Genomic DNA, 13,877 nt, shown 5'->3' with positions numbered 1-13,877 from the left:
GACAGCTGGTCAGAGGACCAACATCGGTAGAATTATTATTAGTGCTAAATATTAGGCCTGCGAATCAAATTAGCGAGATTGTGCGTTGGTTAACAGTGCCGGCGCAGGCTCTCCTATACTGATAGCTCGATGTAGTCATTAAGGAGACTGATTGATGAAACGTTATTGGTATGCGGCGCTCGGCTTGATGGCGTGTGGCGCGGCTCAGGCGGCGACAGCTGACGTTGAGATGCATCTGGTGACCGGGCAGGGTATCGGTCAGGATATCGGCAAAGTGGTCATCAGCGAAACGCCGTACGGCTTGCTGTTCACGCCAAGCCTGAAAGCGTTGCCTGCCGGGGTGCACGGTTTCCACGTGCATGAGAAAGGCAGCTGCGAGCCGGGTATGAAGGACGGCAAGGCGGTGGCGGCGCTGGCGGCCGGTGGGCATTTTGACCCGCAAAAGACCGGGAAACACCTCGGGCCGTACGCCGACGGGCACCTGGGCGATCTGCCGGCCATCTATGTGACCGCCGACGGCATGGCAAACTACCCGGTGCTGGCACCGCGGCTGAAAAAAATCAGCGAAATAGAGGGCAAGGCGCTGATGGTGCACGCCGGCGGCGATAACCATTCGGATCATCCACAGCCGCTCGGCGGTGGCGGCGAACGCTTCGCCTGCGGCGTGGTCAAGTGATCATCCGCCGCTAACGGCCGGTGCGGCGGCGGGCTGCCCCATCGCCTGTTGCAATTGCTGCAGTGAGCAGTAGAGCCGCCAGATCAGGCCGGCCAGATCGCGCGCCGCCTGTTCCGGGTGGTGCGCCAACGCGTTGCTCATGCGCAGCAGCTCCTGCAGCGTGGCGTCCAGCGAACTGTGCTGCACGCCTTTCTCCGTCATAATGCCGCGCAGGCAGTGGATACAGACGTTGCGCACCGCCGACAGCGGATCGGAACGGGTCTGCCAGTCGCGCAGCTGCCAGACGATATGGCTGCAGTTGAGCAGCACCACGCCCCAGCGCAGCAGCCAGGTGCGAGCCTCCTGATCCTGACTCTGATTGAGTTGGCTGATGCGATGGTAGATCAGTGATTCGAACTGGCTTTCGCTCTGCTGCGGCTTTTTGCTCAACTGATCGATAAAATCGCGCCGCAGCGCGCGGATAATACGGCGGCTCTTTCGCTTGTCCGAACTGGGGCGCAGGATCTGAAACGCCAACCCGGCCAGCAATACACCGACGATTTTACCGATGTTGTCATTGATAAAGGACTGGTAGTCATAGCTCGGCGGGTTGCTGACGGTCAGAAACGAGCCCATGAAGACGATCAGCTGCCCCCAGAGCGCGGCATAAGGCGGATTCTGCAGCTTGAGCATCTGCATGGTCACCAGAATAGGGAACAGGAAGGCGCAGAACACCCAGAAGTCGTCAATCTGGATCATCAAACCGAATTTCACCACGAAGCAGGCGACCGAGAGCAGCAGCACCGCCTTGAGCAAGGTGCTGACGCTGTTGATCGGCGAAGGCGTGGAGGAGTAGAGCACGCAGCTGATGGCGGTGAGCGTTAGCGCCGCGCTGCCGGCGTCCCACTGCGTGTTGATCCAGTAGGCGCAGCCGATCACGATGCATAAAAAGGTGCGCAGGCCGTTATAGGCGGCTTCGTAGCTGTCGGTGTGGCGCGCCAGTGAGGTGACGTGCGGCGGCTGGAGATCGCTGACCGCCGTGGCGCTTTCCAACCGCAGCAGCCAGCGGTTGCAGCGCAGGTAAAGCCAACAGAAATCGCGCAACCGCAGCCAGAAGGCGCGATGGCGGTAGTCCGTCGCATCTTGCGGGGCGATCTGCTGGAGCAGACGCGCCAAGCGATATTTATCGGTGGCGGGATCGCGCAGCTCGTCCAGCAGCTGTGTCAGCACCGGCATCAGATTAGCAGGGCGATCCGGCCAGTTCAGCAGCATGCGGCGCAGGCTGGAAATGACGCTGGTAATGCGCAGCTGCTGGTGCAGCAGATAGTTGAGCAGGTTATTTTGCCGCCGCAGCCGGTAGTGGCTCCAGAATGCCTGAATGCGCAGCAGGTTCATGGTCAGGATCTGGCCGATGACCCCCTCGTGCGAGGTGCGCATCTGCGCGGTGACCTCCGGCTGCCACAGCATGGCGGCGTGCTCCAGCAGGCGTAGCTGCATGCGCCGCAGCGAGGTCAGCAAGGCTTCGCCGTCGGAGGTGCTGGGCAGGATCATCATCATCAACCCGCCGCACAGAATACCGGTGATCACTTCGCAAACCCGCGCCTGAGCGATATCGAATATCTGCTGGGTATCGGTGACGTTGACCGTACCGAAGGCGATGATGGCGGCGGTATAGCCCGCCAGCGCGAAGGCGTAAGAGACGTTGTTTTGGTAATGATTCGAGACGTAGGTGCACAGCCCGATCCAGGCGGCGATGAACAGCGTAAACAGCCAGGGATCGTTCAGACAGTGGCCGGCGATCGCTACCGAGGCGGCGGCGCCCACCAGGCTGCCGAAGATGCGGCCGATGCTTTTGCTGATCACGCCGCCGATGGTGGGGAAACTCACCACCGCGGCGGAGGTGAGCGCCCAATAGGGTTCGTCGAGCTCGAGCACGAACGCCACCCACAACGCCAGACACATCGCCAGCGAGTTGCGCAGCGCATAGCGCCATTGGCCGCCGGTCGCCTTACCCCAGGGGGTACGGCTCCACTCCAGAAAAGGCAGGTTCACACTTTAGTTCCGCTGATGAATCGAAATGGTGCAGGTGGTACCGGCGACCAGCGTCAAATCGGCGGGCACGTTGAGCAATTTTATCCGCACCGGCACACGCTGGGCCAAACGTACCCAAGGAACATTGGGCTTAACGTCCATTAATAGATCGTTGCTGCTGTCGACGCTCTGATCGTAAATGGCGCGTCCGATGCTCTCTACTTCCCCCTGTAGCGGCGTGTTGCCGTTATATAAAACGATGTCCGCTTTATTGCCTTCTTTTATATGCTTCAGCTTGGTTTCTTCGAAATATCCGAGCACATAAAACGAATGCACATCCACCAACGCCACCAGGGGCGTGCCGGCGTTGGCGTAGTTTCCGACGCGTGCCTGCAGGTTGGTGATATAACCGTCGGTTGGCGCATAAATTTTGGTTTTGCTCAAATTCCATTTGGCCTGTTCCAGGTTGGCCAGGGCCGCTTTATAGGCGGCCTTCATTGCCTGAGCGGCTAAATTGGACTCGTCCAAGTCTTCAGCGGAAATAACGTTACGCGGTAAACCGCGGCGGCGGGCAGCCTCATGGTCCGCTTTGGCCAGATCGGATTGCGCTTTTGCCACCGCGGCCTCGGCATTGTCCAGCGCAATCTGGTAGGGCACCGGGTCGAGGGTAAAAATCAGACTTCCCGCAGGTACGAACTGATTGTCATTCGCGCTTATTTTCTCTAATCTTCCAGAGACTTCAGGGGTGATATTGACGAGTTCTGCGCGCACTTTTCCGTCACGGGTCCATGGGGATTGCATATAATAATTCCAGAGCCACCAACCGGCGCAGACGGCAATGGCGCAGACGATCACCGTAGAGAAGTATTTTAATGTTTTATGCTGCATGGGTTACCAACTCGCTAAAATCCATAAGGAACCGCTGACGGTCAGAACGAAAATGGACAGGTCCATCAACATGGGATGCCAGATTTCACCGGAATACATCCAGTCTCTCAGCAGCTGATGAATCAGCAGCCATAAGACCAGTCCTAGTAAAAAAGCTTTAAATATAGGTGGAAAATAAAGCGATGCCCCCAGGACCAAATCGGGTAAGGGGGATGAGGTGTGTAACCATGATGTATTCACATTAACAATCCCTAAGGGTGAATATGTTGAATATTTGCATAACGATTAAACAATAGCGGCTAAAAATAGTGGTTATTTCCACAATATACATTATATACATTTGTGTTTTTAATGTGAGTTACCCAAAATAGTCTAAGCTCTGGGAGGTAATGTTAGCATGCTAATTATAAGGAGGGGTAAGTGGAGTCAACATTAGGTTCAGATTTAGCACGATTGGTTCGTGTTTGGCGAGCGCTCATCGATCACCGGCTCAAGCCGTTGGAGTTGACCCAAACGCATTGGGTTACGTTGCACAATATCAATCGCTTGCCGCCGGAGCAGTCGCAAATCCAGCTGGCCAAGGCGATCGGTATCGAGCAACCGTCACTGGTTCGCACGCTGGACCAACTGGAGGAGAAGGGGCTTATCACGCGTCACACCTGTGCCAACGATCGCCGCGCGAAGCGCATCAAGTTGACCGAAGCGGCCGATCCGATCATCAGAGAAGTCGATAGTGTGATCACGTCTACGCGCAGTGAGATTTTAAGCGGCATTACCGCCGACGAAGTGCATCTGTTGGTAGGGCTGATTGGCAAGTTAGAACAAAATATCACCGAACTGCAGAACAAATAATAATATTCTTATTTTCTACGATTACAGTTTCACAGCATCAGAAATAAAACCGGAGGCGATTGCCTCCGGTTTGCCGTGTGCCGCCGGCTGACTTACAGCGGAGAGACGGTGATGGTGTCGCCCATACGCGCCATGCGCACGCGCTGGCCCGGGCTGAACTTGGTGTCGCCCGCTTTCTGCACCACGACGATGTTCTCTTTCTGGTCGGTTTTGATTTCCAGCTCGTAGCCTGAGGTACGGCCGGCCACTTCACCGATGCTGTTGCCTGCTGCGCCGCCGGCGATAGCGCCCGCCGCGGTAGCCAGCGTACGACCGGTACCGCCGCCAACGGTGTTACCCAACAGCCCGCCAATCACTGCGCCGCCGATCATCCCCAAGGCGTTGGAACCTTCCCCGCCCTGAATTTTCACCGGACGCACGGAAACCAGCGTCCCGTAGGTGACGTTCTGCACCTGTTTGGCCTGCGAGGACGAGTAGACATCGCCGGACATGGATTCATTGGCACACCCAGCCAACGTAACGGCGGCGACGGCAACGACGAGAAGACGCTTGATCATATAAAACTCCTGATGGTAGTAGTCCATAACCTGGCAATGCTCACCAGGCAAGATTCAGTGAAAATGATAGACAAAGTATGGCTGAAAGTTGATACAGCGCCATGCCTCATCGCTGCACGCAGCTTAACTTTTCTCTGTTCAACCAATAATAAACCGCGGTTTACCTTTATGACAGCCTCACCGACATTCCGTTGCCGGTTAACGCACGGTTTAACACATGAAATGTGCCACCGCGGCGCACCTGGCTCACGGCCTGTAAAAAAAGCATCATAATTCATGGCGTTAATCCGGCAATTCTGGTTTATTTGTCAGGATGAAATTTGCTTACCGCGCGGGTTAGAGGATGTTGCTATGAAGTCAGGCCGCTATATAGGCGTCATGTCCGGCACCAGTCTGGACGGAATCGATGTGGTATTGGCCGCGATCGACGATCGCATGGTGGCGCAGCAGGCCAGCTATAGCCATCCGATGCCGATCGCGCTGAAAAAAGAGATCCTGGGGATGTGCCAGGGGCAGCAGACCACGCTGGCCGCCGTCGGCCGATTGGACGCACGGCTGGGCACGCTGTTTGGCGATGCGGTGCTTGGCCTGCTGAAGCAAACCGGCATCGACGCCGAGCAGATCACCGCCATCGGTTGCCACGGCCAGACGGTGTGGCACGAACCGGAAGGCGACGCGCGTTTCTCGATGCAGCTCGGCGACAACAACCGCATCGCCGCGCTGACCAATATCACCACCGTCGGCGATTTCCGCCGGCGCGATATGGCCTACGGCGGGCAGGGCGCGCCGCTGGTGCCTGCGTTTCATCAGGCGCTGCTGGGGCATCCCGTCGAGCGGCGTATGGTGCTGAACGTCGGCGGCATTGCCAACCTTTCTCTGCTGTTGCCCGGTGCGCCGGTGCGCGGTTTCGATACCGGGCCGGGCAATATGCTGATGGATGCCTGGGTCTGGCGTCACCGTGCGCAACCTTACGATCAGGACGGCGGCTGGGCGATGCAGGGGCGAGTCTGCTTGCCGCTGTTGCAGCAAATGCTGGCGGACCCTTACTTTGCGCTACCGGCGCCGAAAAGCACCGGCCGAGAGTATTTCAATATCGCCTGGTTGGAGCGGCAGCTGGCCGGATTGCCGGCGATTGCGCCGGTCGACGTGCAGGCCACGCTGACAGAGCTGACCGCCGTCAGCATCAGCGAACAGGTACAACTGGCCGGCGGGTGCGAGCGCCTGCTGGTCTGCGGTGGCGGAGCGCGCAACACGCTGCTGATGGCGCGCCTGTCGGCGCTGTTGCCGGGCACGGAGGTCGGGCTGACCGACGATTGCGGCGTCAGCGGAGACGACATGGAGGCGCTGGCCTTTGCCTGGCTGGCGTTTCGCACGCTGTCCGGCCAGGCCGGCAACCTGCCTTCGGTCACCGGCGCCAGCCGTGAAACGGTGCTGGGTGGGATTTATCCGGTTTTGCCGTTGAGGGGCCGTTAGCTCTGTTAGGATAACCTGTGAAGGATTTCTCTAAGGAGCAACAGCATGAAAAAAGTCATTTTCGTCGCCGGCGCGCTGGCGTTGTCCGGCTGCAGCTACATCCTGCCGCAGAGCAGCCAGACGATGCACTACCAGTGCGGCACTACGCCGCTGACGGTGGGGCTCGACGGCAAGGCGAGCGAAGTCAGCCTGCTGATGGACGGCGAGCAGCTGCATCTTAAGCAGGTGCTGGCGCTGACCGGTGCCAAATACAGCGACGGTAAATACACTTTTTGGTCGAAAGATCGTAACGCCTATCTTGAGCGCAACGGCAAGGTAGTCATGAGCGACTGCGTGTTGACGGAGTGACGGTCACGGCGGCGTCGGAGCGATTGAGTTCCTGACGCCGCAGGCGCAGAATGTAACGACGGATTTTTCAGTTGGTCGATAACCCAGATGATTGAAAAGAATGAGTTTGATGTTGCGGACCTGCGCCGTGAATACACCCGAGGCGGCCTGCGCCGCAACGATCTGACCGCCAGCCCGCTCGAACTGTTCGAGCGTTGGTTGAAACAGGCCTGCGACGCGCGCCTGGCCGATCCCACCGCTATGTGCGTCGCGACCGTCGATGAACACGGCCAGCCTTATCAACGCATCGTGCTGCTGAAGCATTTCGATGAGCAGGGGCTGGTGTTCTACACCAACCTCGGCAGCCGTAAGGCGCAGCAATTGGCGCGCAATCCGCATATCAGCCTGCTGTTCCCCTGGCACATGCTCGACCGTCAGGTGATTTTCCTGGGGCAGGTGGAGCGCCTGTCGACCCTCGACGTGCTGAAGTACTTCAACAGCCGGCCGAAGGACAGCCAAATCGGCGCCTGGGTGTCGCAGCAGTCGTCGCGCATTTCCGCGCGCGGCGTGCTGGAAAGCAAATTCCTCGAGTTGAAGCAAAAGTTCCAGCAGGGCGAAGTGCCGTTGCCGAGTTTCTGGGGCGGATTCCGCGTGAAATTTGACTCCGTCGAGTTCTGGCAAGGCGGCGCCCATCGCCTGCATGACCGTTTCCTGTATCAGCGGGACGGGAATGACTGGAAAATTGACCGACTGGCACCTTGAAGACGTAAAATCCCCTCTAAGCGCTGGTGCTGACGCCGCCGGCGCTTTATTCTATGCGCTACCCTGAATTTTTATTTCGCCACTGGGCGAAAGGCCGTGTACCGGCAAAGGTGCATTCGTTTATACATGGAGTCATTGATGGCAAGCAGCAACTTGATTAAACAACTGCAAGAGCGGGGCCTCGTTGCCCAGGTTACGGATGAGGAAGCGTTAGCGGAGCGACTGGCGCAAGGGCCAATTGCACTGTATTGCGGTTTCGATCCGACCGCTGACAGCTTGCATTTGGGCCATCTGGTTCCTCTGTTGTGCCTGAAGCGCTTCCAGCTGGCCGGCCACAAGCCGGTTGCGTTGGTGGGCGGCGCCACCGGCCTCATCGGCGATCCGAGCTTCAAAGCGGCGGAGCGCAAGCTGAACACCACCGATACGGTGAACGAGTGGGTCGAGAAGATCCGCAAACAGGTTTCCCCGTTCCTCGATTTCGACTGCGGCAGCAACAGCGCCATCGCGGCCAACAACTACGACTGGTTCGGCGGCATGAACGTGCTGACCTTCCTGCGTGACATCGGCAAGCACTTCTCCGTCAACCAGATGATCAACAAGGAAGCGGTCAAGCAGCGCCTGAATCGCGATGACTCCGGTATCTCCTTTACCGAGTTCTCCTATAACCTGCTGCAGGGCTTCGATTTCTCCGAGCTGTACAACCGCCACCAGGTGGAGCTGCAGATCGGCGGTTCCGATCAGTGGGGCAACATCACCTCGGGTATCGATCTGACCCGTCGCCAGCACCAGAAGCAGGTGTTCGGTCTGACCGTGCCGTTGATCACCAAAGCAGACGGCACCAAGTTCGGTAAAACCGAAGGCGGCGCGGTCTGGCTGGCGCCGGAAAAAACCAGCCCGTACAAGTTCTACCAGTTCTGGATCAACACCGCCGATGCCGACGTCTACCGCTTCCTGAAGTTCTTCACCTTCATGAGCCTGGAAGACATCAACGCGCTGGAAGAAGAAGACAAGAACAGCGGCAAGGCGCCGCGCGCCCAGTACGTGCTGGCGGAAGAAGTGACCGGCATGGTGCACGGTGCGGAAGGCCTGGCGGCCGCCAAGCGTATCACCCAGAGCCTGTTCTCCGGAGCGCTGCATGACATGACCGAAGCGGACTTCGCCCAGTTGGCGCAGGACGGTATGCCGACCATCAAACTGGATGGCGACGCCGATCTGCAGCAGGCGTTGGTGAATGCCGAACTGGTGCCGTCACGCGGCCAGGCGCGCACCATGATCGGCTCCAACGCGGTGACCATCAACGGTGAGAAACAGTCCGATGCCGAATACCGCTTCAGCGATTCAGATCGTCTGTTCGGCCGCTACACGCTGCTGCGTCGCGGCAAGAAACACTACTGCCTGGTGGATTGGCAGTAAGCGAATAATGACGGTAAGGGGCCCTGGAGGCCCCTTTATTTTTGGGCAGCCGCCCGGCTGCCGTATTCAGAACGAGTCTGTCGATGAAAAACATTCTTTCTATCCAGTCGCACGTGGTGTTTGGTCACGCCGGCAACAGTGCGGCTGAGTTTCCGATGCGCCGCATGGGCGTCAACGTCTGGCCGCTGAACACGGTGCAGTTCTCCAACCATACGCAATACGGCCAGTGGACCGGCTGCGTCATGCCGGCCAGTCACCTGACTGAGATCGCGCAGGGAATCGCCAATATCGATCAACTGAAGCGCTGTGATGCGGTGCTGAGCGGTTATATCGGTTCGCCGGAGCAGGGTGACCATATTCTGGAGATCGTGCGTCAGGTTAAGCAGGCGAACCCGAACGCCTGGTATTTTTGCGATCCGGTGATGGGACATCCGGAAAAAGGCTGCATCGTGGCGCCGGGCGTGGCCGAGTTTCACTGCCGCCAGGCGTTGCCGTGCAGCGACATGGTGGCGCCGAACCTGCTGGAGCTGGAAATGCTGAGCCAGATGGCCGTCGCCAACGTGGCCGATGCGGTGCAGGCCGCCCGCGTGCTGATCGCCAAAGGGCCGCGGCTGGTGCTGGTCAAGCACCTGGCCCGCGCCGGCTATCACGCCGACTGTTTCGAAATGCTGCTGGTGACAGCGGACGAGGCCTGGCACATCAGCCGGCCGTTGGTGGACTTCGGCGCGCGTCAGCCGGTCGGCGTCGGCGATTTGACCAGCGGTCTGCTGCTGGTGGATCTACTGAAGGGCGAGGCGCTGGATAAAGCGCTGGAGCACGTGACCGCCGCCGTGTATGAGGTGATGCTGACGACTCAGGAGATGGGGGAATACGAGCTGCAGGTGGTGGCGGCGCAGGATCGGATCGTGCAGCCGCGCAGCGAATTCAAAGCGGTAAAACTGTAAGTGCAACGGGCCCCGGCGATAGCCACCGGGGCCGAGTGTTTACTTCAATCCTTCGGCGTTCAGCGCCGCATCTACCGCCGGGCGCGCCGCAACGCGATCGAACCAGGCCGCCAGATGGGCGTGCTTGCGCACGTCAAACTGCAGGGCGAATGCCCAGCGCAGCACGGTGAACAGGTAGGCGTCAGCCACGCTGAAACGGCTCCCCAACAGGAAGTGCTGCTTCGCCAGCACCGAATCCAGATAGCTGAACTGCTGCTCCAGCCTGGCGCGCGCGATGGTTTTGTATTCCTCGGGCGTCTTCGGGTTGAACAGCGGGCTGAACCCTTTGTGCAGTTCGGTGGCGATGTAGTTCAGCCATTCGATCGCGTGGTAGCGCGACAGGGTGCCCGCCGCCGGGATCAGGTTGCGGTCCGGCACGCGGTCCGCCAGGTATTGTACGATCGCCACGCCTTCGGTCAGCAGGCTGCCATCGTCCAGCAGCAGCGCCGGGACCTGTCCCTTGGGATTGATGGCGAGGTAATCGGCGCCGCTCTCGGTTTTCTTCTGCGCCAGATCGACCTTCTCCGCCGTAAAATCCAGCCCTGCCTCGCGCAGCACGATATGCGGGGACAGCGAACAGGCGCCGGCTTTATAGAACAGTTTCATCGGAAGCTCCTTGTTGATGACGAATGACGGGCATGCTTAACCTCTCATCGTAGTCCCATAGCGCCAAAATTACAGCGGCTTAGCTTACAAATTTAACCGATGAGCGCCTCGGTTGTCTGCAGCTGCGCCAGCGTTGCGGCGATCTGCTGTTGCAGCGCCTGCGGCGCCACCTGCATGGGCGAACGTAACTCATTGGCGATCAGCCCCTGTTGGGCCAGTACCGTCTTGACCGGCGCCGGATTCGGGAAGCTGAACATCTGGTGGATCATCGGCAGCAGCTCATAGAAGTTGCTGCGCGCAGCGGCCAGATCGCCGGTGGCGACTTGCTGTACCAGCTGGACGAAACGCTCCGGGTGAACATGCGCGGCGGCGGAAATGGCACCGGTGCCGCCGAGGCACAGCGTGGTGAGGATCAGATTGTCTTCCCCGGTCATCACATCGATTTCGCCGTCGGCGATCAGCGCCATGGTAGCGTCAGGGTTGCCGCCGCAGTCCTTGATGGCGGTGATGCGCGGGTGACGTGCGAGCCGGCGCAGCGTGGCCAGCTCCATGGCGATGCCGGTGCGCTGCGGAATGTTGTACAGGATCACCGGCACGGTGGAGGCGTCGGCCAACTGGGTGAAATAGTCGATCAGGCCGCATTGCGAAGGGCGGATGTAGTAAGGCGCCGGGATCAGCACGCCGGCGATGTCGCGCAGCTGAATGGCCTGCTGCATCTGCAGCGTGGCGGCCATGTTATTGCCGGAAAGGCCCATCACCACCTGGTGTGCGGGCGCCACCTCCAGCACGGCGTCGAGCACCGCCAGCTGTTCTTCCTTGCTCTGCGCGGCGGCTTCACCGGTAGAGCCGCAGACCACCAGGCCGTCGATGCCGGCGTCGAGCAGGTGCCGCGCTAGGCGTTTAACCGCCGGCAGATCGACGGCATCTTGATTGAAAGGGGTAACCATCGCCACCCAAATACCCGAAAATGAGGCCATAAAATATTCCTTCTGTGTGACCGACAGAGAAGCCAGATGAGAAAATTGAAGGCGGGGCGTTGCAGGCCATCCAGTCAGCTCATCTGACGGGACAGCGCGCCCCGGTCAAATGAGCGTCTGTTTCTTCGATTTAACCGCCGCCAAACCGCCAACGGACAACGCAGGTGTCATCAGAATATCAGCGTTGCGTGGGTAGGCCATGGCAGTCTCGTGAAAAGGGGAAGTGGGGTGATAATGAATATTCTTCATCAGGCTGTCAATTTACAACAGATTGATAACATTGTTATTCATGATTCATCAGCAGGGATGAGTTTGGCTAATAAATAAAATCCCCGCCGCGGCGGGGAGGGTTTGACTGGCTCAGCGCGGCGGGCGGGAGCCGATAGTGGCGGACCAACTGAAGGTGTCGCCGCTTGGCCGGTAGCGGTTGGCTTTGCGTTCTGCACGCTCTGCCTTGGCGAGCTTTGCTCTGGCGGCCATGATGCGCGCCACCACTTCATCCTTGACCTTGTGCTGTTCGGCGTTGGTCAGCGGCCGGCCGTGGCTTTTACGCGCTTTGTCCAGCTCGGTTTTGACTTCCCGTTGCTCGCTTTCCGTCATCTCTTTCAACGTCAACTTTTTCATCTGTGCCGCCCGTTCGGTGAAGTTGGCTTTCAGTTTAACGGTGTTATGTGACCGAAAATGTTATGGGCATAACGAAAATGCCCCGTAGGCCGGCATTACACCTCCTCCAGCAGATCATCGACAAAACGCCGCATGCGTTCGGTGCGAAGCTCGGCCATGTGCCGCCCGGCGGCAGTCTGGAAGCCGTCTTGCAGTTTGAACAGCTTGGTTTCGAAGTGATCCAGGCTGAAACGTTTGTCGTCGTATTGGCGATGTTCGGCCCGCGGGTCGGCGGCGTCGTACAGCGCACTGCGCATGCGGCCGCCGATATAGAAGCAGCGCGCCACGCCAATCAGGCCAATGGCGTCGAGACGATCGGCGTCCTGCAGGATCTTTGCCTCCAGCGTTTGCGGGGGGATGCCAGCGGAAAAACTGTGCGCTTCAATGGCGTGGGCTACCGCCGCGATGTCCGCCGGCGCCCATTCCAGCCGGGTCAGCGTCAGCGTGGCTTGCTCCGCCGCCATGCGCGAGGCCAGATGGCGCTGCGGCGAGTTTTTTTCCACCGCCACGGCGTCATGCAGCAGCACCGCCGCGCAGAGAATGCGCCGGTCGCCGCCTTCCAGCTTGCTGATGTGGCGGCAGTTCTTCCAGACTCGATGCAGGTGCGCCACGTCATGCGAACCGTCGTCCGACTCGAGGGTGAGCGGCAACAGCGTTTGCGCCAGCGTTTGGTAGGGGGAAAACGGTTGTAACAACTCTTGCGTCAGCGAGGGTAAAGACACGTTCAGCTCCTGTTGGGGAAAATCGGTCAATCAGCATAGCCGTGTCGGATGCCGGGAAAATGACAGAAAAATGGTTATTGTTTACTAAAGTGCAACCCACTATTGTCATAACTGCGGTTTTTGCAGCGAAACAAGCAACCTAGAATAGCCGCATTCCGCCGTCTCCGCTTGGTGAGAGCCTGTGTCCGCGGGGATGGCCGGAATATCCTCATCAGCCATTTGGAGAAGAGACATGCCAACCCCTCTTGAAATAGTGCGCGCAACCTATGAAGGCAGCTCCGAAGAAAACGGCCGCAATCTGCTGGCGGCGCTGGCCCCCGATGCAGAGTGGACCGAAGCCGCGGGTTTCCCTTACGCCGGTACCTATATCGGCCCGGAGAACATCATCAAGAACGTGCATCAGCGCCTGGGCAGCGAATGGCAAGGTTACCGCGCCGACGTCGATCACTTTTACGATGCCGGCGACAACGTGATCGCTCAGGGTTTTTATCACGGCACTTACCGGGCCACCGGCAAATCCTTCAGCGCCTCCTTTGCGCATATTTATACGCTTCGCGCCGGAAAAATCGTGAAGTTCGTGCAGATCGTCGACAGCGCTAAAGTGCTGGAAGCAATGCAGCCTTAATCGCCGCTGCGCTTGCCGAATTTGCGGTCGAACTCGCGCCGGTAACCCCGGGCCTTGTTGCGATCGCGGATCCACAAATAGCCGCACACCAGCGCAACCGCTCCCGAGAAGGTGACGTTGCGCATATCCCGGTCATACCAAAACACCAACAGCGCATCTAGCGCCGCAATCAGCGCGATCCATTTGTACATATGGGATTGGCGCCGCGTGGCGGCGTTGAGTCGTTTTAACTGTCTGGCTTCGTCCAACACCGGTTTTTGCTGCATAGCGTTTCGTTATCATCAGGCTGTTCACGCTAAATTAGCAGAATTTCCCTAACCGCCGCAAAGATTAACGCGTGGCG

The 13,877-nt window shown here is 58.8% G+C and carries 17 protein-coding genes; 8 read left to right on the top strand and 9 right to left on the bottom strand.

All coding sequences use genetic code 11. From position 1 onward, the window contains the following. Positions 1–154 precede the first annotated feature (154 nt). Positions 155–676, top strand: a complete 522-nt coding sequence (sodC, locus tag ACJ8J5_RS12025) for a superoxide dismutase family protein (protein WP_197815030.1) — start codon at positions 155–157, stop codon at positions 674–676. On the opposite strand, the gene ACJ8J5_RS12020 is transcribed toward sodC, so the two are convergent. From ACJ8J5_RS12020 to ACJ8J5_RS12010, 3 genes are read right to left on the bottom strand one after another with little or no spacing between them, the layout of a single operon-like run. Further along, complete coding sequence (locus ACJ8J5_RS12020; RefSeq protein WP_025302666.1) at positions 677–2,707, bottom strand: FUSC family protein; 2,031 nt, start codon at positions 2,705–2,707, stop codon at positions 677–679. Positions 2,708–2,710: 3 nt separating this feature from the next. Further along, complete coding sequence (locus ACJ8J5_RS12015; protein ID WP_004931305.1) at positions 2,711–3,574, bottom strand: efflux RND transporter periplasmic adaptor subunit; 864 nt, start codon at positions 3,572–3,574, stop codon at positions 2,711–2,713. 3 nt (positions 3,575–3,577) lie between these two features. Continuing rightward, positions 3,578–3,814, bottom strand: coding sequence for a DUF1656 domain-containing protein (locus ACJ8J5_RS12010; protein ID WP_004931303.1), 237 nt, complete (start codon positions 3,812–3,814; stop codon positions 3,578–3,580). Positions 3,815–3,994: 180 nt separating this feature from the next. On the opposite strand from ACJ8J5_RS12010, the gene slyA reads away from it, so the two are divergent. Next, positions 3,995–4,426, top strand: a complete 432-nt coding sequence (slyA, locus tag ACJ8J5_RS12005) for a transcriptional regulator SlyA (protein WP_004931301.1) — start codon at positions 3,995–3,997, stop codon at positions 4,424–4,426. 92 nt (positions 4,427–4,518) lie between these two features. Here slyA and ACJ8J5_RS12000 read toward each other — a convergent pair whose 3' ends face one another. Then, entirely contained in the window at positions 4,519–4,983 is a 465-nt protein-coding gene (locus ACJ8J5_RS12000) for a glycine zipper 2TM domain-containing protein (protein ID WP_025159710.1), read from the bottom strand. Positions 4,984–5,334: 351 nt separating this feature from the next. Between ACJ8J5_RS12000 and anmK the strand changes: the two genes are divergently transcribed. The 5 genes from anmK (at position 5,335) to pdxY (ending at position 9,902) form a co-directional block, all read left to right on the top strand. Next, positions 5,335–6,456 carry an anhydro-N-acetylmuramic acid kinase gene (gene anmK / locus ACJ8J5_RS11995; protein WP_414104666.1) on the top strand — a complete coding sequence of 374 codons (1,122 nt, stop codon included), beginning with the start codon at positions 5,335–5,337 and terminating at the stop codon, positions 6,454–6,456. Positions 6,457–6,501: 45 nt separating this feature from the next. Continuing rightward, positions 6,502–6,804, top strand: a complete 303-nt coding sequence (locus ACJ8J5_RS11990) for an MliC family protein (RefSeq protein WP_043141183.1) — start codon at positions 6,502–6,504, stop codon at positions 6,802–6,804. A gap of 87 nt (positions 6,805–6,891) precedes the next feature. Next, positions 6,892–7,545 (top strand): pyridoxamine 5'-phosphate oxidase, encoded by a 654-nt coding sequence (pdxH, locus tag ACJ8J5_RS11985; RefSeq protein WP_141969088.1) that lies wholly within the window; start codon positions 6,892–6,894, stop codon positions 7,543–7,545. A 138-nt stretch (positions 7,546–7,683) separates the two neighbouring features. Further along, the gene (tyrS, locus tag ACJ8J5_RS11980) at positions 7,684–8,958 is read left to right on the top strand and encodes a tyrosine--tRNA ligase (protein WP_025302669.1); all 1,275 of its coding nucleotides are present in this window, start codon (positions 7,684–7,686) and stop codon (positions 8,956–8,958) included. A gap of 83 nt (positions 8,959–9,041) precedes the next feature. Beyond that, complete coding sequence (pdxY, locus tag ACJ8J5_RS11975; protein ID WP_043141216.1) at positions 9,042–9,902, top strand: pyridoxal kinase PdxY; 861 nt, start codon at positions 9,042–9,044, stop codon at positions 9,900–9,902. A gap of 39 nt (positions 9,903–9,941) precedes the next feature. Here pdxY and gstA read toward each other — a convergent pair whose 3' ends face one another. From gstA to ACJ8J5_RS11955, 4 genes are all read right to left on the bottom strand, one after another. Further along, positions 9,942–10,547 (bottom strand): glutathione transferase GstA, encoded by a 606-nt coding sequence (gene gstA, locus ACJ8J5_RS11970; protein ID WP_025302671.1) that lies wholly within the window; start codon positions 10,545–10,547, stop codon positions 9,942–9,944. 92 nt (positions 10,548–10,639) lie between these two features. Beyond that, positions 10,640–11,524, bottom strand: coding sequence for a 4-hydroxy-tetrahydrodipicolinate synthase (gene dapA, locus ACJ8J5_RS11965; RefSeq protein WP_414104665.1), 885 nt, complete (start codon positions 11,522–11,524; stop codon positions 10,640–10,642). A 360-nt stretch (positions 11,525–11,884) separates the two neighbouring features. After that, positions 11,885–12,148, bottom strand: a complete 264-nt coding sequence (locus ACJ8J5_RS11960; protein WP_004938373.1) for a DUF3811 domain-containing protein — start codon at positions 12,146–12,148, stop codon at positions 11,885–11,887. Between the two features lie 95 nt (positions 12,149–12,243). Further along, complete coding sequence (locus tag ACJ8J5_RS11955; protein ID WP_049204298.1) at positions 12,244–12,939, bottom strand: HD domain-containing protein; 696 nt, start codon at positions 12,937–12,939, stop codon at positions 12,244–12,246. Positions 12,940–13,141: 202 nt separating this feature from the next. Between ACJ8J5_RS11955 and ACJ8J5_RS11950 the strand changes: the two genes are divergently transcribed. Further along, positions 13,142–13,534, top strand: a complete 393-nt coding sequence (locus tag ACJ8J5_RS11950; RefSeq protein WP_004938379.1) for a nuclear transport factor 2 family protein — start codon at positions 13,142–13,144, stop codon at positions 13,532–13,534. On the opposite strand, the gene ACJ8J5_RS11945 is transcribed toward ACJ8J5_RS11950, so the two are convergent. Next, on the bottom strand, positions 13,531–13,800 hold the full coding sequence (locus ACJ8J5_RS11945; protein WP_004938382.1) for a hypothetical protein: 270 nt from the start codon (positions 13,798–13,800) through the stop codon (positions 13,531–13,533). The two genes, ACJ8J5_RS11950 and ACJ8J5_RS11945, sit on opposite strands and share 4 nt — an antisense overlap. Positions 13,801–13,877 lie beyond the last annotated feature (77 nt).

This window comes from Serratia sp. CY43202, assembly GCF_052168755.1.
In the GTDB taxonomy this organism is placed as follows: domain Bacteria; phylum Pseudomonadota; class Gammaproteobacteria; order Enterobacterales; family Enterobacteriaceae; genus Serratia; species Serratia bockelmannii.
This window is presented reverse-complemented; position numbering and strand designations above follow the sequence as displayed.

Excerpts from the sequence above, each read along its gene's own strand:
- sodC (WP_197815030.1), top strand. The coding sequence starts at position 155 with ATGAAACGTTATTGGTATGCGGCGCTCGGCTTGATGGCGTGTGGCGCG.
- ACJ8J5_RS12015 (WP_004931305.1), bottom strand. The coding sequence starts at position 3,574 with ATGCAGCATAAAACATTAAAATACTTCTCTACGGTGATCGTCTGCGCC.
- ACJ8J5_RS12000 (WP_025159710.1), bottom strand. The coding sequence starts at position 4,983 with ATGATCAAGCGTCTTCTCGTCGTTGCCGTCGCCGCCGTTACGTTGGCT.
- anmK (WP_414104666.1), top strand. The coding sequence starts at position 5,335 with ATGAAGTCAGGCCGCTATATAGGCGTCATGTCCGGCACCAGTCTGGAC.
- ACJ8J5_RS11990 (WP_043141183.1), top strand. The coding sequence starts at position 6,502 with ATGAAAAAAGTCATTTTCGTCGCCGGCGCGCTGGCGTTGTCCGGCTGC.
- pdxH (WP_141969088.1), top strand. The coding sequence starts at position 6,892 with ATGATTGAAAAGAATGAGTTTGATGTTGCGGACCTGCGCCGTGAATAC.
- tyrS (WP_025302669.1), top strand. The coding sequence starts at position 7,684 with ATGGCAAGCAGCAACTTGATTAAACAACTGCAAGAGCGGGGCCTCGTT.
- pdxY (WP_043141216.1), top strand. The coding sequence starts at position 9,042 with ATGAAAAACATTCTTTCTATCCAGTCGCACGTGGTGTTTGGTCACGCC.
- gstA (WP_025302671.1), bottom strand. The coding sequence starts at position 10,547 with ATGAAACTGTTCTATAAAGCCGGCGCCTGTTCGCTGTCCCCGCATATC.
- dapA (WP_414104665.1), bottom strand. The coding sequence starts at position 11,524 with ATGGCCTCATTTTCGGGTATTTGGGTGGCGATGGTTACCCCTTTCAAT.
- ACJ8J5_RS11960 (WP_004938373.1), bottom strand. The coding sequence starts at position 12,148 with ATGAAAAAGTTGACGTTGAAAGAGATGACGGAAAGCGAGCAACGGGAA.
- ACJ8J5_RS11950 (WP_004938379.1), top strand. The coding sequence starts at position 13,142 with ATGCCAACCCCTCTTGAAATAGTGCGCGCAACCTATGAAGGCAGCTCC.
- ACJ8J5_RS11945 (WP_004938382.1), bottom strand. The coding sequence starts at position 13,800 with ATGCAGCAAAAACCGGTGTTGGACGAAGCCAGACAGTTAAAACGACTC.